The organism is Sorangium sp. So ce185, from assembly GCF_051526825.1.
Lineage (GTDB): Bacteria > Myxococcota_A > Polyangia > Polyangiales > Polyangiaceae > Sorangium > Sorangium cellulosum_D.
The window spans coordinates 7,831,420-7,853,552 of the sequence record NZ_CP150316.1 but is presented as its reverse complement, the minus strand read 5'-3'; the positions used below and the strand labels follow the sequence as shown (position 1 = coordinate 7,853,552).

18 protein-coding genes are annotated in these 22,133 nt (G+C 71.9%); 9 read left to right on the top strand and 9 right to left on the bottom strand.

Annotated elements, in window-relative coordinates:
- Positions 1–127: 127 nt before the first annotated feature.
- Positions 128–1,435 carry a sensor histidine kinase gene (locus WMF26_RS28675; RefSeq protein ID WP_437995270.1) on the bottom strand — a complete coding sequence of 436 codons (1,308 nt, stop codon included), beginning with the start codon at positions 1,433–1,435 and terminating at the stop codon, positions 128–130.
- Positions 1,436–1,481: 46 nt separating this feature from the next.
- Between WMF26_RS28675 and WMF26_RS28670 the strand changes: the two genes are divergently transcribed.
- Positions 1,482–2,027 (top strand): response regulator, encoded by a 546-nt coding sequence (locus tag WMF26_RS28670; RefSeq protein WP_063823800.1) that lies wholly within the window; start codon positions 1,482–1,484, stop codon positions 2,025–2,027.
- A 108-nt stretch (positions 2,028–2,135) separates the two neighbouring features.
- On the opposite strand, the gene WMF26_RS28665 is transcribed toward WMF26_RS28670, so the two are convergent.
- The gene (locus tag WMF26_RS28665; protein ID WP_437995269.1) at positions 2,136–2,990 is read right to left on the bottom strand and encodes a hypothetical protein; all 855 of its coding nucleotides are present in this window, start codon (positions 2,988–2,990) and stop codon (positions 2,136–2,138) included.
- A gap of 785 nt (positions 2,991–3,775) precedes the next feature.
- Between WMF26_RS28665 and eutB the strand changes: the two genes are divergently transcribed.
- Positions 3,776–5,998 (top strand): ethanolamine ammonia-lyase subunit EutB, encoded by a 2,223-nt coding sequence (eutB, locus tag WMF26_RS28660; RefSeq protein ID WP_437995268.1) that lies wholly within the window; start codon positions 3,776–3,778, stop codon positions 5,996–5,998.
- A 264-nt stretch (positions 5,999–6,262) separates the two neighbouring features.
- On the top strand, positions 6,263–7,897 hold the full coding sequence (locus WMF26_RS28655; RefSeq protein WP_437995267.1) for a tannase/feruloyl esterase family alpha/beta hydrolase: 1,635 nt from the start codon (positions 6,263–6,265) through the stop codon (positions 7,895–7,897).
- A gap of 50 nt (positions 7,898–7,947) precedes the next feature.
- Here the strand turns inward: WMF26_RS28655 and WMF26_RS28650 are convergent, their stop codons facing one another.
- The 3 genes from WMF26_RS28650 to WMF26_RS28640 form a co-directional block, all read right to left on the bottom strand.
- Positions 7,948–9,204 (bottom strand): cytochrome P450, encoded by a 1,257-nt coding sequence (locus WMF26_RS28650; RefSeq protein WP_437995266.1) that lies wholly within the window; start codon positions 9,202–9,204, stop codon positions 7,948–7,950.
- A gap of 87 nt (positions 9,205–9,291) precedes the next feature.
- Complete coding sequence (locus WMF26_RS28645) at positions 9,292–10,635, bottom strand: sensor histidine kinase (RefSeq protein ID WP_437995265.1); 1,344 nt, start codon at positions 10,633–10,635, stop codon at positions 9,292–9,294.
- Between the two features lie 52 nt (positions 10,636–10,687).
- Positions 10,688–11,419 carry a response regulator transcription factor gene (locus WMF26_RS28640; protein WP_437720239.1) on the bottom strand — a complete coding sequence of 244 codons (732 nt, stop codon included), beginning with the start codon at positions 11,417–11,419 and terminating at the stop codon, positions 10,688–10,690.
- 116 nt (positions 11,420–11,535) lie between these two features.
- On the opposite strand from WMF26_RS28640, the gene WMF26_RS28635 reads away from it, so the two are divergent.
- From WMF26_RS28635 to WMF26_RS28620, 4 genes are read left to right on the top strand one after another with little or no spacing between them, the layout of a single operon-like run.
- Positions 11,536–13,041, top strand: coding sequence for a TolC family protein (locus WMF26_RS28635; RefSeq protein ID WP_437995264.1), 1,506 nt, complete (start codon positions 11,536–11,538; stop codon positions 13,039–13,041).
- Positions 13,038–14,285 carry an efflux RND transporter periplasmic adaptor subunit gene (locus WMF26_RS28630; protein WP_437995263.1) on the top strand — a complete coding sequence of 416 codons (1,248 nt, stop codon included), beginning with the start codon at positions 13,038–13,040 and terminating at the stop codon, positions 14,283–14,285. Before WMF26_RS28635 ends, WMF26_RS28630 begins: the two co-directional genes overlap by 4 nt.
- Before the next feature lies 1 nt (position 14,286).
- Positions 14,287–15,018, top strand: a complete 732-nt coding sequence (locus WMF26_RS28625) for an ABC transporter ATP-binding protein (RefSeq protein ID WP_061625645.1) — start codon at positions 14,287–14,289, stop codon at positions 15,016–15,018.
- Positions 15,012–16,214: an ABC transporter permease gene (locus WMF26_RS28620; RefSeq protein ID WP_437995262.1), complete on the top strand. Its 1,203-nt coding sequence runs from the start codon at positions 15,012–15,014 to the stop codon at positions 16,212–16,214. The genes WMF26_RS28625 and WMF26_RS28620 overlap by 7 nt, the downstream gene beginning before the upstream one ends.
- Before the next feature lie 62 nt (positions 16,215–16,276).
- Here the strand turns inward: WMF26_RS28620 and WMF26_RS28615 are convergent, their stop codons facing one another.
- From WMF26_RS28615 to WMF26_RS28600, 4 genes are all read right to left on the bottom strand, one after another.
- Entirely contained in the window at positions 16,277–17,218 is a 942-nt protein-coding gene (locus WMF26_RS28615; RefSeq protein WP_437995261.1) for a helix-turn-helix domain-containing protein, read from the bottom strand.
- Between the two features lie 63 nt (positions 17,219–17,281).
- On the bottom strand, positions 17,282–18,298 hold the full coding sequence (locus tag WMF26_RS28610) for an aldo/keto reductase (protein ID WP_437995260.1): 1,017 nt from the start codon (positions 18,296–18,298) through the stop codon (positions 17,282–17,284).
- 181 nt (positions 18,299–18,479) lie between these two features.
- Positions 18,480–19,232, bottom strand: a complete 753-nt coding sequence (locus WMF26_RS28605) for a hypothetical protein (RefSeq protein ID WP_437995259.1) — start codon at positions 19,230–19,232, stop codon at positions 18,480–18,482.
- Positions 19,229–20,536 carry an AAA family ATPase gene (locus WMF26_RS28600; RefSeq protein WP_437995258.1) on the bottom strand — a complete coding sequence of 436 codons (1,308 nt, stop codon included), beginning with the start codon at positions 20,534–20,536 and terminating at the stop codon, positions 19,229–19,231. Before WMF26_RS28600 ends, WMF26_RS28605 begins: the two co-directional genes overlap by 4 nt.
- A gap of 230 nt (positions 20,537–20,766) precedes the next feature.
- Here WMF26_RS28600 and WMF26_RS28595 point away from each other — a divergent pair, with 230 nt between their 5' ends.
- Positions 20,767–21,249, top strand: coding sequence for a hypothetical protein (locus WMF26_RS28595; RefSeq protein WP_437995257.1), 483 nt, complete (start codon positions 20,767–20,769; stop codon positions 21,247–21,249).
- 49 nt (positions 21,250–21,298) lie between these two features.
- Positions 21,299–22,009 carry a zf-TFIIB domain-containing protein gene (locus WMF26_RS28590; RefSeq protein ID WP_437995256.1) on the top strand — a complete coding sequence of 237 codons (711 nt, stop codon included), beginning with the start codon at positions 21,299–21,301 and terminating at the stop codon, positions 22,007–22,009.
- The last annotated feature ends 124 nt before the right edge of the window (positions 22,010–22,133 follow it).

The following is a 22,133-nucleotide window of genomic DNA, read 5'->3' as shown; positions in this document are numbered from 1 at the left end:
TGCGAGCGGCGGAGCCCAGGCGAGGATCCACTTCGGCGCCAGCAAGTACCGGAGGGCCAGCGGCACGATAAGGGCAAATTTTCTTGCCGCCCTGGATACGCACCGTGCGCCGGAGCGGCGCTCGCGTTCACACCGGCGCTTCGAGCAGCTCGAGCGTGACCTTGGCGCCGCCTTGCGGCAGGTTGGCGCGCAGGACGAGCCCACCGCTCGACTCCACCATGCCGACCACGAAGCCGAGCCCCTGTCCTGACCCGCCCGGCTTCGGGCTCGGCGTGTCGTGGAACCCCGGGCCGTCGTCCTTCACCTCGACGGCCACCCGTCCGCCGCCGAGCGGGCGCGCGTCCAGCGTCACGCTGGACGCGCCGCGCTCGCCGGTCCCCTCGCACGCGTTGACGAGGAGGTTCAGGAGCACTCGCTCCAGCGCGTCGTGCCCCCCCGCGAACAGGACCGCGGTGCGCTCCGCGCGACCCGTGACGTCGATCTTCACCGCCTGGTAGCGCCGCTGGACGGCGCGGAGCGCGCCGTGCGCCGCCTCGCCGATCTCGGCGGGAGCCGTCGCCCGCAGCGCGTCGAGCTCGCGCGTCGTCCGCTCGCGGATGTGCCCCATGGCCGAGGCGACCTCCTCGATGCTGTCGCGGAGCTGCTCCAGCTTCCGCAGCATGCGCTCGGCGCTCGCGGCTTCGCCCCGCGCGATCTCGCGCCGCAGGAGATCCGTGTCGATGAGGGCGGCGGAGAGCGAGGTCTTCACGTCGTGGTGCTCGTGCAGGACGAAGCTCAGGTTCCGCTGCGCCCGCTCCGCGCGCAGCGCGGCGCTCGCCCCCGCCTCGACGACCCTGAGCGTGCGCGTCGTGACGAGGAGCGCCGCGCACACGGCGGCGAGGAGCAGGAGCAGGAACAGCGAGGGCGTCGTCCAGTACCCGTGGTGGTCGCCGTTCAGCGCGAAATCGAGCGCGATGAGCACGAGCGCGGAGAGCGCGTTCGCCGCCGCCGCGAGGAGCACGGCCCGGCGGACGAGCCGGAATGCGCTCGCGACCACCGTGAGCAACACCGCGGCGATGTCGGGGGTCTGCAAGATCCCCGGGTAGCCCTCCCACGGCCAGATCACGTTCGGCAGGAGCGCCACGAAGCACAGCAGCGCGTCGAGGCCGACCGAGACGAGGAGCAGGTGGGAGGGCGCGTCGATTCGCCGGCTCGACCGCCACACGTACATCGAGGCGACCACCGCGCCGAGGAGCAGCGGCACCTCGACGACGGAGCGCGGGTAAAAGTCGGGCTGCGTCAGGCCGCCGAGGGCGACGAACCGCGCGAGGAGGGCCGCGCAGAAGACGCTCCGCGCGATCGAGGCGGTGCGCTCGCCCCGCAGCGCTTCGCGCGTGATGAGGGCGTCGAGCTGGACGCCGGTCAGCGCCGCCGGGGGGCTCGCCTGCTCCGCCATTTTCGCGCTATGCGCCCCCATCGACGGGATGGCACGCTAGCACACGATGTCCCGCTGGATGGTGGTCGAGGATGACGTGAGGCTCAGGCGCGCGCTGTGCGACGCCCTCGAGGCGCGCGGCGTCGAGGTCGTCGCCTGCGCGTCGGTGGCCGAGGCCCACGCCGCGCTCGCGGGCAGGGAGTTTCAAGGGATCATCGCCGACGTGATGCTCCCCGACGGCAATGCCGTCGACGTCGTGGAGCGGGCGATGGCCTACCCGGTCGCGCCGACGATCGTGGCCATCAGCGGATCGGCGAGCCCGGCGGTGTCGTTCCGGCTCGCGCAGATGGGCGTGCGCTCGTTCCTCGCCAAGCCGCTGTGCCTGGAGGCGCTGGAGCGCTCCATCGACGACGCGCTCACCCGGCCCCCGGATCTCCGCCCCCAGGTGCGCGCGGCGGTGGGCCGGGCATCGATCCAGGAGATCGAGGGGCAGGTCCGCGAGATCATGGTCGACGAGGCGCTCGCGCGCGCTGGCGGGAGCCGGCGAAAGGCGGCGCAGCTCTTGAGCATTTCCCGCCAGCTCCTCCAGCACATCCTCCGGCGTCGGTCGTAGCCGGCCGCGCTGGGCTCAGGGCTGCGACAGCGGCTCAGGGCGCGGGATCGGAGGGGCGGATCCGCTCGTGCTGGGCGGCGCGACGGGATCCGACCCGAGGTCGATCGCTCAGCGCAGCTCGCTCGCGCCGCCGATCTCGGCCCCGCCCGGCTCGGCCTCGCTCGGCCCGGCGGCGGGGCCTTGCGCCCCGTCCTCCGGCGGCGCTCCCTCGGGCGTGGCGCCCGGGTAGCGCTTGCCGGCGCGATCCGAGGCCCGGAGCACGGGCCCGCGGATGATCTCGATGTCTCGCGCCGGGGCGCGGGACACCTCGAGGTTGGAGAGCACGAGCGACACGACCTTGAACCACTGGCTGCGGGCGGCCTGGATGGTGGTCTTGGTGATGGGCGTGGTGGCCTGCGTCGCGTCGAGCTCCGTGCGGGCGCGCTCGAGCGCTTGGAGCTCCCGGCCCTTGGCGAGCCAGCGCTTCACGACGTCGAGCAGCGACGCCTTGCCGCGGGCGGGGATCGACCTCAGGAAGTCGGCGATCTCGGGCTCTGCTTCGAGGAGGCGGGCGATGCGGGTGGTGTTGCCCGCCTCGGCGAGCGGCGAGGCGTTGAGGATGGCGAGGCCGTTGGGAAAGAGCTTCTTCTGGACGGCATCGCACTGCGCGGCGCGCGCGGCGTCGGCCGGCGCCTCGGCGAGGCAGAGCTCGCGGTGCGCGTCGATACCGTACGATATGGCCCGGGCGAGGTGGTCGTGGCACCGGTCGACCTCGTTGCTCTCGTCCACGAGCGCGCGCAGCTTCGACGCCGCGTCGGCGCCGCTGCTCGGCTGGACCGCGACCACCGCCTCGTGGGCCTCCGCGACCCGCGGGTGGAGCGCCGCGATCTCGGGGATCGACAGGAACAGCTTGCGCTGCTTGGGATCGTCGACCCAGGGGGAGAGGAGCGCGACCATCTCGTCGAGATTCAGATGCTTCAACATGAGAGACACCTCCTGATGGGGTGGTGCAGGCAATGCCTGAGGTGGCATTGCTGGTGAGGGGGTAAGGGAAGTCCTTGGGATACCTGCGTCAAGACGGGGGCTGCGCTGGTTTCTTGCGTTGCTCCCGCGTGCGCTGGACTCTTTCAGGCATGGTGAAGCGCTGCCGATGAGGCGCGTGGGTCGGGAGGGGAGCGTGGAGCGGTCGTCGCGTGCCGGCGTGGCCTGGGGGGCCTCGGAGGCCGGTGCGGAACCGAAACATGGGGCCTCGGGAGGCGGCGCGGGGAGGTCGCGACGTGGCGGCGTCGCCTCGGAAGGGGGACCGGACACGTGCGGAACCGAAACATGGGGCCTCGGGAGGCGGCGCGGGGAGGTCGCGACGTGGCGGCGCGGCCTCGGAAGGGGGGCAGGTCGATGCGGAACCGGAAAATGGGGCCTCGGGAGGCGGCGCGGAGAGGTCGCGACGTGGCGGCGCTGCCTCGGGAGGGGGTGCGGGTCGGTTCGAGATCGAGACGGGCGGCCTCGGGAAGGGGTGCGGGTCGGTTCGAGATCGAGACGGCGGCCTCGGGAGGGGGTGCCGGTCGGTTCGCGATCGAAACAGGGGGCCTCGGGAGGGGGTGCGGGTCGGTTCGCGATCGAAACGGGTGACCTCGGGAAGGGGAGGTGTTCGCCCGGGGCGGACACACGTGCAGGTTGGCCGCATGCGCGATCAGGTACTACCGGTCTCGTTCTGCGGGATGCCGCCGTGACGTCCCTCGAGGCATATCCCGTGGAGGGAGGCGCGCGCCGTGAAGGAGTTGATCCCGCTCGACCGGATCGAGGTCCCCCGCGTCCGCCCGGACGCCAGGTACGCGGCCCGCCTGCCCGGCCACGACGCCTCGTTCCGCGGCCTGAAGCGGCTCCTCGGCGCCGCCGACGCCAGCAAGGCCGGCGACCGCAAGGCCGGCCTCTCGGCGCCCAGCGAGGCGGCGCGGGAGGCCGCCCGGGAGCTGCTCGGCGAGCTGACCCTGGAGCACCTCCACGATCACCCGCTCGCCGACGCGCGGGGCGAGGTCGACGCGGTGATGCGGGTCAATTACGACATCGACCGCGGCGCCTTCGCGCGGATCGCCTCGCTGCGCCTCGGCGAGCTCAAGGACGCGCTGCTCCGCGCCCCGAGCCCGGAGGTGGCGCGCCTCGGCCGCGCGCTGACCGGGGTCATGGCCGCGGCGCTGGCCAAGCTCTGCGACGTGCACGAGCTCATCTACATCGCCCGCAAGATCAGCCGCCCCACCCGCGCGCGCACGCTCCTCGGCGCGCCCGGCACGCTCGCCTCGCGCCTCCAGCCGAACCACCCCACCGACGATCCGCGCGGCATCGCCCTGCTGACCTACTGGGGCCTGTCCGTCGGCGCCGGCGACGCGCTGATCGGCGTCAACCCCGCGGCCGGCACGGTGGAGGCCACCGCCGCGATCCTCCGCCACCTCGACCGCATCCGCCGCGCGACCGGCGTCCCCACGCAGATCTGCTGCCTGTCGCACCTCAAGGTGCAGCTCGCCGCGCTCGACCAGGGCGCGCCCGTGGAGATCCTCTTCCAGAGCCTCGCCGGCACCGAGGCCTGCTGCGTCACCGAGTTCGACATCACCGTCGACCTCATCGACGCGGGCTATCGCCGCATGGCCGCGCGCGGCCCGCTCGCGGGCCAGGCCGAGCAGTTCATGTATTTCGAGACCGGCCAGGGCAGCGAGCTGACCTACGGCAAGCACGACGGCATCGACATGGCCACGGCCGAGGCGCTCTGTTACGGCCTCGCCCGCCGCTGGGACCCGTTCATGGTGAACAACGTCACCGGGTTCATCGGCCCGGAGACGCACCTCGACGATCGCGAGATGATCCTCGCGAACCTCCAGGATCATTTCATGGGCAAGCTGCTCGGTGTGCCCATGGGCATGGCGCCTTGTTACACCCTCCACGCCCACGTCACGCTCGAGGGCCAGCAGATGGCGACCCAGCTCCTCGCGGCCGCGGGCGCAAGCTTCTACATGGATGTCTGTCTCAACACCGATCGCATGCTCGCCTATTTCGACACGAGCGGGCATGACGTGCAGACCTTGCGCGAGCTCCACGGCCGCGCGCCCGGCGGCGAGTTCCTGGCGTGGGCGCTCGACCGGGGAATTTTGGCGCGCGCGGCGGAGGGACAGGGGGAGGGGCAGGCGCCGGCGGGCGCGATCACCCGCGGGCCGCGCTTCGGCGACGTGCGGCAGTTCTGCCCGGACGAGGCCGAGCTCGCCGCGCTCGTCGCGGCCACGCCCGCGGCCCACGGCTTCGCCACGGCCGGCCCGCGCCCGGCGAGCGCGGTGAGCCGGCGGGCGCGCCTCGATCAGGCCATCGCGCGGGCGGCGCTCGAGAGCGAGCTGCGCGAGGACGAGCTGGCGCGCGTCGCCGCGTTCCGGGTCCTCACCACGATGGCCCGTAGCAAGGACGAGCACCTCGGCTCCGCCGACGCGGGCGCGCGCCTCTCCCCGGAGAGCGCCGCCCGGCTCGCGCCGGAGGGCGCCCAGGTGCAGATCGTGGTGTCGGACGGCCTGAGCGCCGAGGCCGTCCACCACAACCTCCCCGACCTGCTCCCGGTCCTCCTGGACGGGCTCGGGGCGCGCGGCGTGACCGTCGGCCAGCCGCTGCTCGCGCGCTACGGCCGGGTGAAGCTCGCCGAGGCCGTCGCCGCGGGGCTCGGGGCGCGGCTGGTCGTGATGCTGCTCGGCGAGCGCCCGGGAAGCGGGGAGCTCGCCTCGCGCAGCCTCTCGGCCTACCTCGCCTACCGCCTCGCGCCCGGCGTGGACCAGGAGGCCGCCGCCGCCTTCAGCGGCAATCCCGCGATCGGCTTCGAGTACACGGTGATCGCGAACATCCACGCGGGCGGGCTGCCCCCCGCGGAGGCGGGCGTCGCGATCGTCGAGAAGGTCGCGCAGGTGCTCGCGCGCCGCGCGGCCGGCAACCGGCTGGAGGCGCTGCTCGCCCGCGACGCCGCCTGAGCGCCGCCGGCCGCCGGCGGAGCCCGCGGAGGTCGTCGCCGGCGGGCGCGCCCTGGCTTTGCATGGATGGAGATCGGTTTACCAAGACTGCTTGTTGCCGGAGAGGGCGCGGGACCGCATCGTACGGGCATGAGGGCGCTCGGTCTCGCGGGCACGACAGCGCCGAGCACGAGAGCCTCGATGGGATCGGAGGCCACATTGATTCCCTTTGCGTCGAAGAACGGCTTTTGGACCGCCACCGCGAGCGCGCTGGCCTTCGGATGCTTGGCTGCATGCAGCGGAGACGACGGCGGCCCTGCGCCGGACACCGCGCCGCCGCTCGCGGTCCGCTGCGCGCAGCTCGCGAACATGCAGATTCCGAGCGCCTCCATCGGGTTGCCCACGACCGGCGCCGTCGTCACGTCGACCCGGATGAACGCGGCGCAGGGCGCGGTCGGCGAGCATTGTCTCGTGTCCGGGGACATCATGCCTGTCGACCCGACGGCGCCCAGCATCAAGTTTCAGGTCGCGCTCCCCGCCGACTGGAACTCGAAGGCGGTCATGCTGGGCGGGGGCGGGTTCTGCGGGATCATCCCGGACGTCGCTGGCAATCCGCTGAACACCACGCCCGACGCGGTGACGCCGCTCGGGCGTGGTTATGCGGTGTTTGCCAGCGACGCTGGTCATCAATCGAATCCCCTCGACGGATCCTTCGCCCTGAACCAGGAGGCGTACGCGAACTGGGTGTCCGATGCCCTGAAGAAGACGCGCGACGCGGCCATCGCCTTGGTCGAGGCGACCTACGGCGAGGCCCCGACCAAGGCGTACTTCCTGGGCAGCTCGACGGGGGGACGGCAAGCCCTGGCGGTCGTGGGTCGCTGGCCAGAAGATTGGGATGGCTGCGTCGCGCTCTACCCCGCCCGGAACGTGACGACCGCGATGGTCGGCGGCCTCGCCATGATCCAGGCGTTCGCGGCGCCCGGTGCCTACCTTAACCCCGAGGAGCGCGGCGTGCTCTACCGCGCCGCCGTGGCCGCCTGCGACGCGCTCGACGGCGCGAGCGACGGGGTGATCAGCGACGTCCAGGGATGCAACGCGACGTTCGACCCGTCGACCGCGTCGCTGGACGGCGTGCCTGTCCGGTGCCCGGACGGCGTCGACACCGGGGACACGTGCCTGTCGGACGCCCAGCTCACGGCGCTCGGCAAGGCGAACGGAGAGGTGCCCTTCGATATCCCGCTCGCGAGCGGCGAGGCGAGCTTCCCCGGGTTCAATGCGTTCATCTCGGATCTGGGCATGGCGAGCAGCTCGCCGCTCCAGCCGCACGTCGCCGCGATCGGGCTGGGGAGCGCGCCGCCGGGGTTCCCGGTCACCGAGAGCATGTCGTACGGCGCCCATTTCGCGGACGGCTTCATCCGCTATGCCGTGGCCAGGGACGCCGCGTTCGACTACCTGACGTTCGATGTGTCGAACGCCGGCGCCTTTGCATCACGGGTGACCGAGCTCTCGGCGCTCGACGTCGCGGACGCCGATCTGACCGCCTTCGCCGCGAAGGGCGGGAAGCTCTTGATGATGCAAGGCACGGAGGACCTGCTCGTCAGCCCGCGCGCCGTGGAGGCCTATTACTCGCGCCTGCGGGCGGACATGGGGGCGGACGAGGTCGACGCATTCCTTCGATATTACGAGGTTCCAGGGTTTGGTCACTCCGTGAGCACGGTCTTCACCGCAGGGTGGGATTACTTGACCGCGCTCGAGAGCTGGGTCGAAGAGGGAGCAGATCCAGCGACCGATCAAATCGTTGCCGACACGACGGGCGTCCCGGGCCGGACCAGGCCCCTTTGTGTCTACCCAACATGGCCCCAGTACAAAGGCTCGGGCGATATGGATAGCGCCGCGTCCTTTGCGTGCACGGCGAACTAGCCTCGAGCGACCGCGCCCGCGCTCGATGCCGCGGGCAGCGCTTGGTCGTTCTAGCCGGGTGAGGGCGATCCCGGCGGCGGCGCGTCCCACGCGACGTTCAGCGCGGCCGGGCCGCGGTGCACGAGGTTGGGCATGTACGAGAGCCGCGCGTCGCCGGCGAGGCGCGCGCCCCGCAGGCGTCGCGTCAGCTCTTCGAGCGCGATAGCGCCTTCCAGGCGCGCGAGCTGCGCGCCGACGCAGAAGTGCGGGCCGCGACCGAACGCGAGGCTCGGCCCGGCCGCGCGCTCGAGCTCGAACCGCTCGGGGTCCTTCACGCCGGGCAGGTCCCGGTTGGCGGACCCGAACAGCACGAACACCCGCGCGCCGCGCGGCACGGCCACCCCGCGGATCCGGCAGTCCTCGGTCACGGTGCGCGTCATCCCCTGCACCGGCGCATCGAAGCGCATGCCCTCCTCGACCACGCCGGGGATCAGCGCCGGCCGGTCGCGCAGCGCCTGCCAGGCGCCGGGCGCGCGCAGGATCGACACGAGCGTGTTGCCGATCATGTTCGTCGTGGTCACGTGCGCCGCGAAGATCAGCACGCACAGCGTGCCCACCAGCTCCTGCGTATCGAGCGGGCCCTCGCCCTCCGCGCGCGCCTCGATGAGCTCGGTCACCAGATCGGGGCGAGGGCTCGCCCGGTGATCCTCGACGAGCGCGCGCAGGAAATCGCGGTACGCGACGATGCTGCGCGCCAGCTCCGCGCGCTGCTCGTCGGGCAGGAAGGCCATGAGGAACATGGTCTCGTCGTCGCACCACCGCTTGACCTGATCCATCTCCGAGAGCGGGATCCCGAAGAGCTGGCTGGTCACGCGGATCGGCAGCGGCGTGGCGAAGCGCGCCATCAGGTCCGCCTGCCCGTCCTTCTCGAACCCGCCCACGAGCTCGCTGGTGATCGCGCGGACGAACGGCTCCATCCTCGCCGCGAGGCGCGGCCCCGCGAGCGCCTTGCTCACGAGGCTGCGCACCCGCGTGTGGACCGGCGGATCGTTCGACAGGAGCGGATACACGCCGCTCCCGTCCTTGCCCAGGATCGCCAGCAGCTCGGGCGAGGGCTCCTGGAGCGGCGCGAGGACCTGCGCCGAGCTGAAGCGCACCGGATCCTTGACCACGGCCGCGACGTCCTCGTGGCGCGAGACGAACCACATCCCGAAGGTCGGGTTGAACACCACCGGCGCCTCGCGCCGGAGCTCCTCGAAGAGGGGATAAGGGTCCTCCAGGTGCGGGGAAACGAGGTGGTTGAAGGCGCGGGTGGTCTCGATCGACATGCTCGCGAGGCTCCGGGCAGAGGCGGCGGGGAGGCCGCCCTCAGGCCGTTCGATCGAATATCACCTTCCGAGATCGCGTTGATAGGCTCAGCCCACCGGCAACCGCAGCGCGACCTCGAGCCCGCCGCCCTCGGCGTTCCTCGCCTCGACCTCGCCGCCGTGCAGCAGCACCGCCCGCTGCGTGATCGCCAGCCCGATCCCCGTGCCGCCCGCGCCGCGCGCCCGGTGATCGTCGACCCGGTAGAACGGCTTGAAGATGTCCACGAGCGCCACCTCGGGCACGCCCGGCCCGCGATCGCGGACGCGCACCTCGGCGACCCCGCCCGAACACGAGAGGTCGATGCGGACCGTGGTGCCCGCCTCGGTGAATCGCACCGCGTTGCGCACCACGTTCTCGATCGCCCGCCGGAGCAGCTCCTCGTTCCCGTCCAGGGAGCACGCGTCGCGCGCCCCGAGCTCGACCGAGCACCCCTGCTGCTCCGCCTCGAACGCGGCGTCCTCGACAAGCTGCTCCACCAGCGCCGTCAGGTCGACCCGCTCGGTCCGCTCCATGCCCCGGGCCGACTCCAGCCGGCTCAGCGTGAGCAGCTCGCCGATCATCCCGTTGAGCCGCTCCGTCTCCCGCTCGATCCGGTCGAACGCCGGCGCCACGTCCGGCGGCGACCGGCGGCGGACGAGCTCGAGCGAGATGTTGAGCCGCGCGAGCGGCGACCGGAGCTCGTGCGAGACGTCGCGGAGCAGCCGGCGCTGCGTCTCCAAAAGCTCCTCGATGCGCTCCGCCATCCGGTCCATGTCGCGCCCGAGCGCCAGCGTCTCGCCGTCCGCGCCCGCGAGCTGCCGCGCGACGCGGACCGAGAGATCGCCCGCCGCCATCCGCTGCGTGGCGCCGCGCAGGATGTGGATCGGACGGGACAGGTAGCGCGCGAGGACCACCGCGACGAGCCCGGTCACGACCACGATCGCGAGCAGCCGGAGCGGCAGCGTCTCCGGCACGATGAAGAACATCCACGGCGACCGGACCGGACCGGTCGCGACCGCCACGAAGGACGGGTCGCGGCGCAGGACGACCGCGACGAGCTCCCGCTCGCCCACCTCGACGGCGATGCCGTCCGCCGAGCGCCGCGCCCGCTCCTCGACGAGCGGCGCGCCCTCGATGGGCTCGCCGCTCACGAGCGCGCCGGACCGGTAGACCGCGACGCGCTGATCCCGCGGCTCGAGCGGCGAGAGGCGCTGCTCGCAGCCGGAGAGCCCGTCCCGCGCGCAGAAGAGCGCGCTCTCCGCCCGGAGCTCGACGCTGCGCGTGCTCAGGCGGCGGCGCAGCGAGCTCGACTCGGCGGAGAACGCCCAGCCGTGGATCACCGCGAACAGCCCGACGAGGAGCGCCATCGCGATCCACAGCGAGACGAGGAGGCGCAGGAAGAGGCTCTTCACGCGCGCCCCCCGAGGCCGCGGCGCCTCGCGGGCGCCCTCCGCGGCAGGCGCCTCACGGGCGCTCCCGGGCCAGGATGTAGCCGGCGTTGCGGACCGTCTTGATGCGCTCGCCCCCGCTCGGCCCGGGGCCGAGCTTGCGGCGGAGGTTCGAGACGTGCATGTCGATGCCGCGGTCGTACGCCGCGAGGCGGCGGCCCAGCACGCGCCGCGCGAGGTCCTCGCGCGAGACCACCGTGCCCGCCTGCCGCACCAGGACCTCGAGCAGGTCGTACTCGGCCGTCGTGAGCCGGACCTCCTCGCCGCGGACCCGGACCCGCCGCGCCGCGGGGAACACCTCGAGATCGTCGACCGTGAGGACGCTCTGCGCCTCGGCGGCGCCCGGCCCCGCCGCGGCCGCGCCCGCGTGGCCCACGTGGGATGCGCGCCGGTGGAGCGCGCGCACCCGGGCGACGAGCTCGCGCGGGTTGAACGGCTTCGGCAGGTAGTCGTCGGCGCCCATCTCCAGGCCGACGATGCGGTCGACGTCCTCGCCCCGCGCCGTCAGCATCAGGACCGGCACCCGGGAGCTCTGCCGGAGCCGCGTGAGCACCTCGAAGCCGTTGAGGCCAGGCAGCATCACGTCGAGCACCACGAGGGTGAACGGCTTCTCCTGCGCGCGGGCGAGGCCGGAGATCGCGTCGCGCGCGCTCTCCACCGCGTAACCCTCCTGACCGAGCAGCTCGGCCAGGAGCTCGCAGAGCTCGGCGTCGTCGTCGATGACCAGGATCTGAGGCGGATCGGCCATGTCGGCGACTGTAGCGCGGCCGTCACGGCGCTGTGTAAGGCCTGGTCAAAAGGCTCTTGACGAATCTTTACACGAACTGGACACCTCTTGAGACACTGCCTCCTAGCCTGGGCCGCATGACGCTCACTCGCTCCGTTCCCTTGCCGTGGCTGGCGTCCCTCGCCGTCATCGCCACGTGCACGCTGGGGAGCGCGGCGCGCGCCGAGACGCTCACCGCCGAGCAGGCGGTCGGCCGCGCAGCCTCCCAGAACCCGGCCCTGCGCGCGGCCCTGCTCGAGGCCACCGCCGCGCGGCAGGCCGTCGCCGCCGAGCAAGGCGCCCGCAAGCCCACGCTGTCCGCCTCGGTGACCGGTCAATACGCGGAGGATCTCGGGAACGGGGGCCGCGGGATCTCGGGCACCACGACCGTCGCGTCGGACGTGGCCCTCCGGTACACGACCGACGTCGGGACCAGCCTCGAGGTGGGCGCGTCGGCGAACAAGTCGTGGGGCGGCGCGGCCCGCAGCCTGGAGGGCAACGGCGTCCTCCGGCCGACGACCACCGCGGAGGCGTACGTCTCCGCGCGGCAGCCGCTGCTCCGGGGCGCCGGGACCGACGCCGTGCTCGCGCCGATCGCGCAGGCGGAGGCGTCGGCGATCGCCGCGGCGCAGGAGCGCGACCTCGCGGCGAGCCAGACCGCGCTCGACGTGCTCGAGGCGTACTGGGAGCTCTGGTACGCGGAGCAGGCGATCGGCGTGCAGGAGCAGGCGCTCGCGGCCGCGCAGCGGCAGCTGAACGACGCCAAGGCCCGCGCCGAGACGCTCGGCACCGGCACGCGGGTGGACGTCCTGCAGTTCTCGACCTCGGCCGGGTCGATCGCGGACGCGCTGTCGCAGGCCCGCGCGACGCGCTCGGCGCGGGCGATCGCGCTCGGCCGCGCGCTCGGCATGGCCCCGGGAGAGGCCGCGTCGCTCTCGCCGACCGGCGCGCCGCCCTCGCTCGGGCCGCTCCCCCCGATCGACGCGCTGACGCGCGCGGCGGCCGAGCGGTCGCAGGAGCTCGCCGCCCTGCGCGCCGACCTCGAGGCGCAGCGCGCGCGGGTGAGCGCCGCGGAGGACGCCGACCAGGTCCGCCTCGACGTGTTCACGACCGCCTCGGTGAAGACCCCGTGGGCCGACGACGGCACGTCGGGGGTCTCGCTCCTGGGCGGGCGGCCAGCGTTCACCGTGCTCGGCGGGCTCGACCTCGAGCTGCCGTTCGGCGGGGGCCGGGCGTCGGCCGACGCGGCGCGCGCGCGCACGCAGCTCGCGGCCGCGGAGGCGCGTTACCAGGCGCGCGCCGCGGCGATCGCGGCCGAGCTCACGTCGCTGCGCGTGACCCTCGAGGCGTCCGACGAGCAGGTCGCTCTCGCCACGGAGACCGCCCGTTTGGCGGGCGAGCTCGCCGAGGCGGAGCGGCAGCGGCTGCTGCTCGGGACGTCGACGTCGGCGGACGTGGTGAAGGCGGAGCAGACGCTGCGCGAGGCGGAGCTCCGCAAGCTGCGGGCCCTGGTCACGGCGCTCACCTCGCGCTTCCAGCTGGAGCACGCCGCGGGCGCGCTCCTCGATCGCTTCGCTTCGGTGCTCCCCAGGAGGTCGTCATGAACAGGAACAAGAAACGCTACCTGATGTCCGGCGTGGCCGCGGCGGCCATCGCGACGTTCGCGATCGGCGGGTACGCCTGGTATCAGACGCCCTCGAAGGCGCCCGCCGGGCCCACGGTCGAGATCCGCCGCGGGAGCCTGACCGAGACCGCCGCGGCCTCCGGGAAGATCGAGCCCGACGTGCAGGTCGAGGTGAAGTCGCGCGCGGCGGGCCAGGTCATCGAGGTGCTCGTGAAGGAGGGCGACCAGGTCGAGGCCGGGCAGCTCCTGGTCAAGCTGGATCCGATCGACGCGGAGCGCGATCTCGCCGCGGCGCGCGTGGCGCGCGACCGGGTGAAGGCCGACCTCGCCGCGGCGCAGGCGTCGCTCGCTGTCGCCGACCTCGAGCGCAAGAACAACGAGGTGAGCCAGGGGATCGCCGAGAAGAGCGCCGAGCTCGGCCTCGGGTCGACCGACGCCGCCCGATCGGCGGCGCACTCGACGAAGGTGGCGAGCGCCAACATGACGCTGCGGCGCGCGCAGGTGACAGCGGCCCAGGCGCAGCTCAAGACGGCCGAGCTCGCGGTGCAGGACGCCGAGACGCGCCTCAAGGAGATGCAGATCTACGCGCCGATCGCCGGCACGGTGCTCGACGTGGCGGTGGAGAAGGGGACGCTCGTGTCGTCGGCGCTCACCAACGTGAGCGGCGGCAGCGCCGTGATGACGCTCGCGGATCTGTCGAACCTGCGCATCGTCGGCGCCATCGACGAGGCGCAGATCGGCCGCGTCGCCCCCGGCCAGCGGGTCGAGATCCGCGTCGACGCCTACGGGGACCGGGTGTTCCAGGGCGTGGTCGACCGGGTGAGCCCGCTCGGCAAGGAGGTGTCGAGCGTCGTGACCTTCGACGTCGAGATCGTCGTCAACGACAAGGAGGCGTCGCTGCTCCGGTCGGGGATGAGCGCGGACGTGGAGATCGTGACGGCGGAGCAGAAGGACGTGCTGCTCGTGCCGCTCCTGGCGGTGCAGTCGTCGGGCAAGCGGCGGTTCGTGCGGCTCGCGAACGGCGAGGAGCGGCCGATCAAGACCGGGGCGACGGACGGGACGAGCATGGTGGTGGTCGAGGGGCTGAGCGAGGGCGACGACGTCCTCGCGAGCGCGCCGGTCGTGAGCGCGCCGGGCCCGCAGCAGGGGGGGCAGGGGCAGCGGGGCGGGCAGAACCCGATGCGCGGGATGGGGATGGGCATGGGCGCCCGGGGGGGCCGCTGAGATGGACGTCCCGGTCTTCGTGAGCGGCCTCTCCAAGGTGTACCACGCCGATCGCGCGGACCTCGCGGTGCGGGCGGTCGACCGGATCGGGTTCGAGGTGCGGCGCGGCGAGTCGGTCGCGATCATCGGGCCGTCCGGGTGCGGGAAGTCGAGCCTGCTGAACATCCTCGGGTGTCTGGATCGGCCGACCGAGGGCACGTACCGGCTCGGGGGGCGCGACGTGGCGGAGCTCGACGACGACGAGCTCGCGGCGCTCAGGAACAAGCACATCGGGTTCGTGTTCCAGAGCTTCAACCTGCTGCCGCGGATGACGGCGGCGGAGAACGTCGAGCTGCCGCTCCTCTACGGGGCGGTCAAGGACAGCCGGGCGCTCGCGGAGCACGCGCTCGAGCGCGTGGGGCTCGCGGCGCGCGCGCGGCACCTGCCGTCCGAGCTCTCGGGCGGGCAGCGGCAGCGCGTCGCGATCGCGCGGGCGATCGTGACGCGGCCGTCGATCCTCCTGTGCGACGAGCCGACGGGCGCGCTCGACAGCCGGACGGGGCGCGACGTGCTGGAGCTCTTGATGTCGCTGAACGCGGACGGGACGACGCTGGTGATGGTGACGCACGACCTCGGCGTGGCGCGGGCGCTCGCGCGCGCCATCCACATGAAGGACGGCCACATCGTGGCCGACGGCCCGTCGAGCACCGTGGTGGCGGCGTTCCACGCGAGCGAGATGGAGGGGGCATGCTGATCAAGGAGACGGCGAAGAGCGCGTGGCGCTCGCTCGCCTCGAACCGGCTGCGGACGCTGCTGACGATGCTCGGCATGATCATCGGGACGGCGGCGGTCGTGGCGGTGCTCGGCATCGGCGAGGGCGCGCGCAGCAGCGTTGAGGGGCGGATCCGGTCGCTCGGCGCGAACCTGCTGATGGTGCGGCCGGGGTCGGCGTCGGCGAGCGGGGTGCGCTCGGGCACGGTGAAGACGCTGACCGAGGCGGACGCCGAGGCGCTGAAGGCGCTCGACGGCGTGGCGGCGGTGGCGCCGGAGCGGAGCGGCAGCGCGCAGCTCCGCTACATGGCGAGCAACCTGAACGCGTCCGTGACCGGGATCACGCCGGCGTACCTCGAGGTGCGGTCGCTCGCCGTGGCGAGCGGCGTCGGGTTCTCGGAGCTCGACGAGCAGCAGCGCGCGCGGGTGGTGATCCTCGGGGCGAACGTGGTGCGGCAGCTCTATCCGGGGGGGTCGCCGCTCGGGACGCGGCTCCAGATCAACGGGAGCGCGTTCCGGGTGGTCGGGGTGCTGGCGGAGAAGGGCTCGGGGATGGGCTCGCCGGACGACGGGGTGTTCGTGCCGCTGTCGACGCACCGGTCGGTCCTGTTCGGGCAAGATCACCTGTCGACGATCTCGCTGCAGCTCGCGAGCGAGGACCGGTCGGAGGTGGTGATCGCGCAGCTCGAGCAGCTCTTGCGCCTGCGGCACCGGCTGCGCGCGGATCAGCCGAGCGATTTCGAGGTGCGGTCGCAGGCGGAGATGCTGGCGACGATGGGGCAGATCACGGGGACGTTCACGACGCTGCTCGGCAGCGTGGCGGCGGTGTCGCTGATCGTGGGCGGCATCGGGATCATGAACATCATGCTGGTGTCGGTGCGGGAGCGGACCCGCGAGATCGGCGTGCGGATGGCGGTCGGGGCGCGGCGGAAGGACATCCTGCGGCAGTTCCTCGTCGAGGCCGTGGTGGTGTCGCTCGCGGGCGGGGTGGCCGGCGTGGGCCTCGGGTACGGGGCGGCGGTGCTGCTGTCGCGGTTCGGGGAGTGGGCGACCATCGTGCCGCCGTACGCGGTGGGGCTGGCGCTCGGGGTGTCGATCCTGATCGGGATCACGTTCGGCGTGGGGCCGGCGCGGCGCGCGGCGCGGCTCGACCCGGTGGAGGCGCTGCGGTTCGAGTGAGGGTGGGGGGGCGGGGATGGGGGACGGCATGGGGCGCGCTTGATGGGTGCACCGGGCTTGGGTCAAGCCGGGGGGGCCAGGCCCATGCGGTTGTGCCTTCCGCTGCTGTCCATGAACCCGGCGCAGGGCTCCCCCGAACGCCAACGCAGTGGGCGAGGCAGAGAAAACCATTGCGATGGCGATGAAGGTCGTTGTGCCCGAGCTACCGGACAGGCGAAGGAGAATCCCGACAGGCTCAGCTTCGGTTGGGTCATCCGGCCGCCCGCGCGTTTGAAGAACGCTCCCGGTGTGAGCCCGACGAGCTGACGGAAGTCGGCGATGAGGTGCGCTTGATCGTAGTAACCCGCGTTTGCGGCGATGCGTGCCCAGTCGCACGAGGTCGCTGCCATTCGCACCGCGCGTTGCAGGCGGACGGTCCGCGCGAACTCCTTCGGGCCGATACCGACGTTCTCGGCGAAGGCGCGGCGAAGATGCCGCGCCGTGACGCCGAGCCGGTCGGCAACACCCTCCACCCGGACCTCGCCCTCTTCGAGCAAGCGAACCGCACGACGAGCGAGCTTCCCCGATGCCGTCTCGAAGGGTTGGCCGGCACGAAGGGCGAGCGCCCGGGCGACGCGCTCCATCACGTCGGCGCGGCTCCTCGCGGCGAGGAGCTCACCGCCGAGCTCGCGCCCCGCGCGGCCCCACACGTCCTCCAGCGGAACCATCCGGTCCGTGAGCTCGCTCGCCGCCACGCCGAGCAGCGGAACCGACCAGCCTGGCCTGAACCGAAGCGTGATCGTCCGCGCGACCCCGGTCTTGGTCTTGAATAGCGCGCGCGTTCGGGGGCCCGCGACCCACACATCCCCCTCGCGCGCTCCCTCGAGCGCTCGAAAAACGAGGGTCGTTCTGCCGTCGGGAAGCCACTCGAGGTCGAGCGCCTGGCCGGGGGGCGGCGCGACCGCACGGACTTCCTCGACGAAGCGCGGGAGCGCGAGGGTGGGGAGATCCATCGCTGCGGCCATGTACGTTATCTTTACGCCTCTCGTGCGGCCGTTCAAGCCGACGCGGGGGCCCGCATCGATCGGCTACCGCTCGCTGTCGAGGACCTTCATTTGCTGGGCGGCGTAGCGCGCGCCGCCGATCGCGTCCGCCGGCACGATGGTCTCGAGCGTCGCGACGTCGCTCGCCGACAGCGGCTTGTCGAGCGCCACGAGGGCGTCGTCGAGCTGGGCCCGCGTGCGGGCCCCGATGACCGGCACCAGCGTGGGCTGCTTCGCCAGCACCCACGCGAGCGCCACCTGAGCCGGCGTCATCCCGCGCTCGCCGGCGAAGGCGTGGAGCTTCTCGACGACGCTCGCGTTCTTTGCCCCTTGCTCGCCTGCGAAGCGCGGCATGTACTGTCGGAAGTCGCCCTTTCCCGAAGGCTTGCTGCCGGTGAGCAGCCCCCGCGCAAAGACCCCGTAGAGCGTCGCGCTCATCCCGAGCTCCGCGAGGGCAGGGAAGATCGACGCCTCGGGCCCGCGCGTCGCGATCGCGTACTCGATCTGCAGGTCCACGATCGGGTGCACCGCGCTCGCACGCCGGATGGTCTCGACCCCCACCTCGGACAGCCCGATATGCCGGACGAAGCCGGCCTTGACGAGGTCGGCGATGGCCCCGATGGTGTCCTCGATGGGCACCTGCGGGTCGAGGCGCGCGGGGCGGTACACATCGATGACCTCCACGCCCAGCCGTTGCAGGCTGTACGCCGCGAAGTTCTTCACGGCCGCCGGGCGGGTGTCGATGCCCACCATGGCGCCGTCCGGGCCGCGCATCGCGCCGAACTTCACCGAGAGCTGGACCTTGTCGCGCACCCCCTCGATCGCGCGCCGGATGAGGAGCTCGTTGTGCCCGTTGCCGTAGAAGTCTCCGGTGTCGATCAGGGTGATCCCTCGCTCGATGGCGTGGCGGATCGTCGCCACGCTCTCGGCCTCTTCGGCCGGGCCATAGGCGCCGGACATCGCCATGCAGCCGAGGCCGACGGGAAAGACGCTGGGCCCGGTCTTGCCCAGCGGAGTCGATCGGAGGGGGGAGCGGCTCATCGTGGCGTCGAGGTCGGTCATGGGATGTTCATGGCACGCGCCCGCGGACTCCGATTGGATAAACCGGACATCTCGACGGTCCGGGCGGGCGACAACCACGTCATGCACCGGCTCGGCGTGGGGCCGGCGCGGCTCGACCCGGTGGAGGCGCTGCGGTTCGAGTGACGGCCGGGGGGCGGGCCACCCGGGGGGAGCGGCCGGGTCAGGCGGGCCGGGTGGCGGCGAGGGCGGCGAGGAGCGAGGCGTTCTGGTGGAGCGCGTCGACGGCGTGGTGGAGGGATTGGCCGGCATAGTAGACGTTCTCCACGTCGAGGCTCTCGGCCAGCTGGCGATTGTGTCGGCTTTTGAAGCATATCTGCTCCTTGGGCTGCCACACGTCGTCGAGAGCGCTGCGATCATCAGCCCATGCTCGAAAGATATCGACGTGCTTTCCCCGGCACGCCGGGTTCTCTTCGCAGAACCGAATTCCGGCGCGTGTGTTCTGGAAGAGCCAGGCCTCGATGCTGTAGTAGGGCACCAGGAGAAGGAGCTGAGACAGCGCCAGCTCGCCGGCCGCCGCGCGACCGCTGCGTTGGCGCCGATGCTCGATGAAGCGGCGTACGTCGATCTCGATGAAGTCGCGGAATTTTTCTACGTTCTCGCTCGTCTCGCGCTCTGCCCAGCGGCGGTCTCCATCGATGTGGTAGATCACGAAGGCGCGATCTCCTTCGAGCAGCTTCGTGGCGATGTAACCCATGAGGTCACGGCGCTTCGGGTGGTTCCGGTTCTTCCACTCGTTGCCACGGAGAACGAGGCGCAGGTTGCCGTCCTCCGGTGGCTCGAAGCGGATATGCTGCCAGTCATAATTGCTGTCTACGAGGCGGAAGATGTTCTTCGCGAGCGCGACCAGCGTCTCGTGCGCTCCTTCGCCTGAATCCTCGCCGAGCACCAGGAACGAGCAGCGGGCGACGCTCACCAGAGCCCCCGCGTCCGCAGGATCTCGCCGACATGCTCGATACCGACCTGGTAGGCGCGGTAGAACATGTCGGCCTCGTCGTCGGTCATGTTGCGCCAGATCATGCGCTCGCGGTCGCCGTCGGCCTGGTTGCGGCAGAGGATGAAGCTCTCCTTGACCTGCTCGGCGGACTCGAAGGTCAGGTAGTCGAGCAGGAGCGGGTTCTGGCTGGTGAGGAACGCCTGCCGGTCGCCGATGGCGGTCATGCACTCCTCGATCCACGCGTGGTGGAGGCCGTTCACCAGCTCGTCGGCGATGACGAAGCTGGGGTTCGCGTCGAGGTAGTAGAGGAAGGCGAGGAGGCGCTTCTGGCCGTAGCTCAGGTGCTGGTCCTGGAAGATCGAGCCGTCGCGGCGGGTGAACCAGAACTTGAGGTTGCCGAGCTCAAGGTACTCGGCTGGCGGGGCTGTCTGCAAGCGCTTGCCGATGAGCTCGAGCTTTGCGGTGGCCGAGCGCAGGCCGAGCAGACGGACCACCTCGGACAAGAAGGCGAGCTGCTCGTGATTCATGGAGTAGTCGGTCGCGCCCTCAGGCAGACCGATCTTCAGTCCTTCAAGAATCCCGACGGGTACGACGCCACGTGCAGGGTGAACATGGGTTGTCGCAAGCCTGGGAAAATGGATTGCGAGAATGCTTGGCCGTAGATCGCTGTTCGAGTGTGTGGTCTCGTTCTGTCCCGCGGTGAAGGCGTGAAATGCATCGAGCGATTCGTCGAACCGGCATGCGTTCCTGAGGTCGGGTCGGAGATCGATGCGATTGTTGTCGCGCTTGAGTGTGGCAATGATTGCAATTTGAGCGAGAAGGTCCGGAGGGCTCTTGAACTGATCAAGCGACCACTCTTCGCTGGAGTCTGCGCCCTGGAGGGTAACCGTGTCCCCCGAACCACGGATGGCGACCGTCTCCCGATGGGCTGCCAACGTCAGGACAAGATCGAAGTCCAGCACCTCGCGGGCGGCATAAGCACTCTTGTGCGCCGCGCGGACCACCGTCGAGAGACCCAAGAGCTCCGCCGGATCGACCTCCGGCTCCCGGCTCGCGATCTTCCCGATCAGCGACCCCTGAGGGAACGTCAGCTCGACCTCGATCGAGAAGGGATCACCCGGGTCGCTCAGGTTCGTCCTGAGGATCTTCGAGATCAGCGAGAGGAGCGTCGTCTTCCCGGCGCCGTTCGGGCCGAGCAGGACGTTGCGGCGGTCGCTAAAGATGAGCTCGCATGGCTCCACGTTGCGGTAGCGGTGGATCTTGAGGCGCTTCAGCTTGACCACGGTGTGGCAGCCTAGTCCCCGCCGCCGCCGGCGGGCAACGGGAACGCCCCGTCTCCTGCGTCGCGGCCCAGACGTCGCGGTCCGCCACGGGAACGCGGCCGCCCGCTCGTGCCGGACCGCGCCGACGCTCCCGCCCGGTCCGACACCTCGCTCCCGATTCACGCGAAGCCGCCATCCCGGCAGAGCTTTTCAGTGCCAGCGCGCCGCCGGCCCGCTATCCTTTGCTGGGCATGACGGCGCTGCTGCAGAACGACTACCTGACGGTCTCGCTCGATCAGGAGCGCTCGATCGTCCGGAGCACCCGTTCCGAGCTCCCGTACGCCTCCCCCGACGAGTTCATCCGCATCCACACCGAGGCGCTCCAGGTCTACGAATCGCTCGATCGCCAGAGCCTCGGTCACCTCATCGACCTCCGCCGGCCTGCCATGAACAACGATCCGTCGTTCGAGGCCGCGACGATGCGCACCCGCAGCATGCTCGTCCAGGAGTTCGCCGCCGTCGCCGTCGTCGTCCGGACCGCCGTCGGCGCCTTGCAGGTGAACCGGCTCCTGCGTGAGGAGCACAACGACAGTGTCGTCGTGCTCCACGACGAGGACGTCGCCCTGGGGTACCTCGTCGAGGAGCTCCGGAAGGTGGTGCGCCGCTCCAGCACACCGCCCGGCGGCCGAGACCGGAGCTCCCGCCCCTCGGCGCGCCCCCTCCGGGTGCGCTGAGCCCCGCCGCCGCTTCTCGCGAGCGCGCCCATCGCCTAGCATCGGGGCGATGCGCACGTGTCCGCGCTGCGGCCTCCTGATCAACGCCGAGGGGCGCTGCTATCCCGGGTGCGCAGGGCCGCTCGCCACCGTGCGCTGCGGCGGCTGCTACCTGCTGAACCTGCCCGACGCCGAGCGCTGCGACGGATGCGGGCACGAGCTCGGCCTGGAGCCGATCGCGGAGCTCGACGCGCTCCTCTGCTCCGATTGCGGCGTGCCCTTCTCCGCGTTCCGCGCCGCGACTGGCCTCCTGCGCGACTGCGGCCGATGCGGCGGCCAGCTCGTCGACCACGCGCTCCTGCGCGACCTCCTGGAGCGCCGGGAGAGCTACGGCGCGGCCGCGCCGAGGCCGCCGCGGCGCCCGGAGCACGTCGACGTCCGCGTGCGCTACGTCCGCTGCCCGGCCTGCGGCCAGCCGATGAACCGCAAGAACTTCGCCGGAAAGAGCGGCATCATCGTCGACATCTGCAGGGAACACGGCACCTGGTTCGACCGGGGCGAGCTCCCGCAGCTCCTCGCCTTCGCCGAGGCCGGCGGCACCGCGAGGGCGCGCCAGCAGCAGATCGAGGACGAGGCGCGCTCGCGCCGGCAGGCGGAGATCGCCAGGGAGACGGCGAGGCGGACGAGCGTCGCCACGATGGCCTCGTCCTGGGACGCCCGGAAAGCCCGGCTGGACGCGGTGAAGGAGCTGCTCGAGCTCCTGTCGCGGATCTCCGGCTGAGCGGGGCCCACGGCGCCCGACGACACGCCGCCGGCGAGGGGCGGCGGACGACGGACGAGAGGCCCGCACACGCCCGGAGCGCCGCCGGCGCGGCGGCTACAACTCTTCTCCTGATCATCACACT

What these genes read in the sequence shown, in the direction of transcription:
- WMF26_RS28675 (WP_437995270.1), bottom strand. Translation starts at nt 1,435, where the DNA reads ATGGCGGAGCAGGCGAGCCCCCCGGCGGCGCTGACCGGCGTCCAGCTC.
- WMF26_RS28670 (WP_063823800.1), top strand. Translation starts at nt 1,482, where the DNA reads ATGTCCCGCTGGATGGTGGTCGAGGATGACGTGAGGCTCAGGCGCGCG.
- WMF26_RS28665 (WP_437995269.1), bottom strand. Translation starts at nt 2,990, where the DNA reads ATGTTGAAGCATCTGAATCTCGACGAGATGGTCGCGCTCCTCTCCCCC.
- WMF26_RS28650 (WP_437995266.1), bottom strand. Translation starts at nt 9,204, where the DNA reads ATGTCGATCGAGACCACCCGCGCCTTCAACCACCTCGTTTCCCCGCAC.
- WMF26_RS28640 (WP_437720239.1), bottom strand. Translation starts at nt 11,419, where the DNA reads ATGGCCGATCCGCCTCAGATCCTGGTCATCGACGACGACGCCGAGCTC.
- WMF26_RS28635 (WP_437995264.1), top strand. Translation starts at nt 11,536, where the DNA reads ATGACGCTCACTCGCTCCGTTCCCTTGCCGTGGCTGGCGTCCCTCGCC.
- WMF26_RS28630 (WP_437995263.1), top strand. Translation starts at nt 13,038, where the DNA reads ATGAACAGGAACAAGAAACGCTACCTGATGTCCGGCGTGGCCGCGGCG.
- WMF26_RS28625 (WP_061625645.1), top strand. Translation starts at nt 14,287, where the DNA reads ATGGACGTCCCGGTCTTCGTGAGCGGCCTCTCCAAGGTGTACCACGCC.
- WMF26_RS28620 (WP_437995262.1), top strand. Translation starts at nt 15,012, where the DNA reads ATGCTGATCAAGGAGACGGCGAAGAGCGCGTGGCGCTCGCTCGCCTCG.
- WMF26_RS28615 (WP_437995261.1), bottom strand. Translation starts at nt 17,218, where the DNA reads ATGGCCGCAGCGATGGATCTCCCCACCCTCGCGCTCCCGCGCTTCGTC.
- WMF26_RS28610 (WP_437995260.1), bottom strand. Translation starts at nt 18,298, where the DNA reads ATGACCGACCTCGACGCCACGATGAGCCGCTCCCCCCTCCGATCGACT.
- WMF26_RS28595 (WP_437995257.1), top strand. Translation starts at nt 20,767, where the DNA reads ATGACGGCGCTGCTGCAGAACGACTACCTGACGGTCTCGCTCGATCAG.
- WMF26_RS28590 (WP_437995256.1), top strand. Translation starts at nt 21,299, where the DNA reads ATGCGCACGTGTCCGCGCTGCGGCCTCCTGATCAACGCCGAGGGGCGC.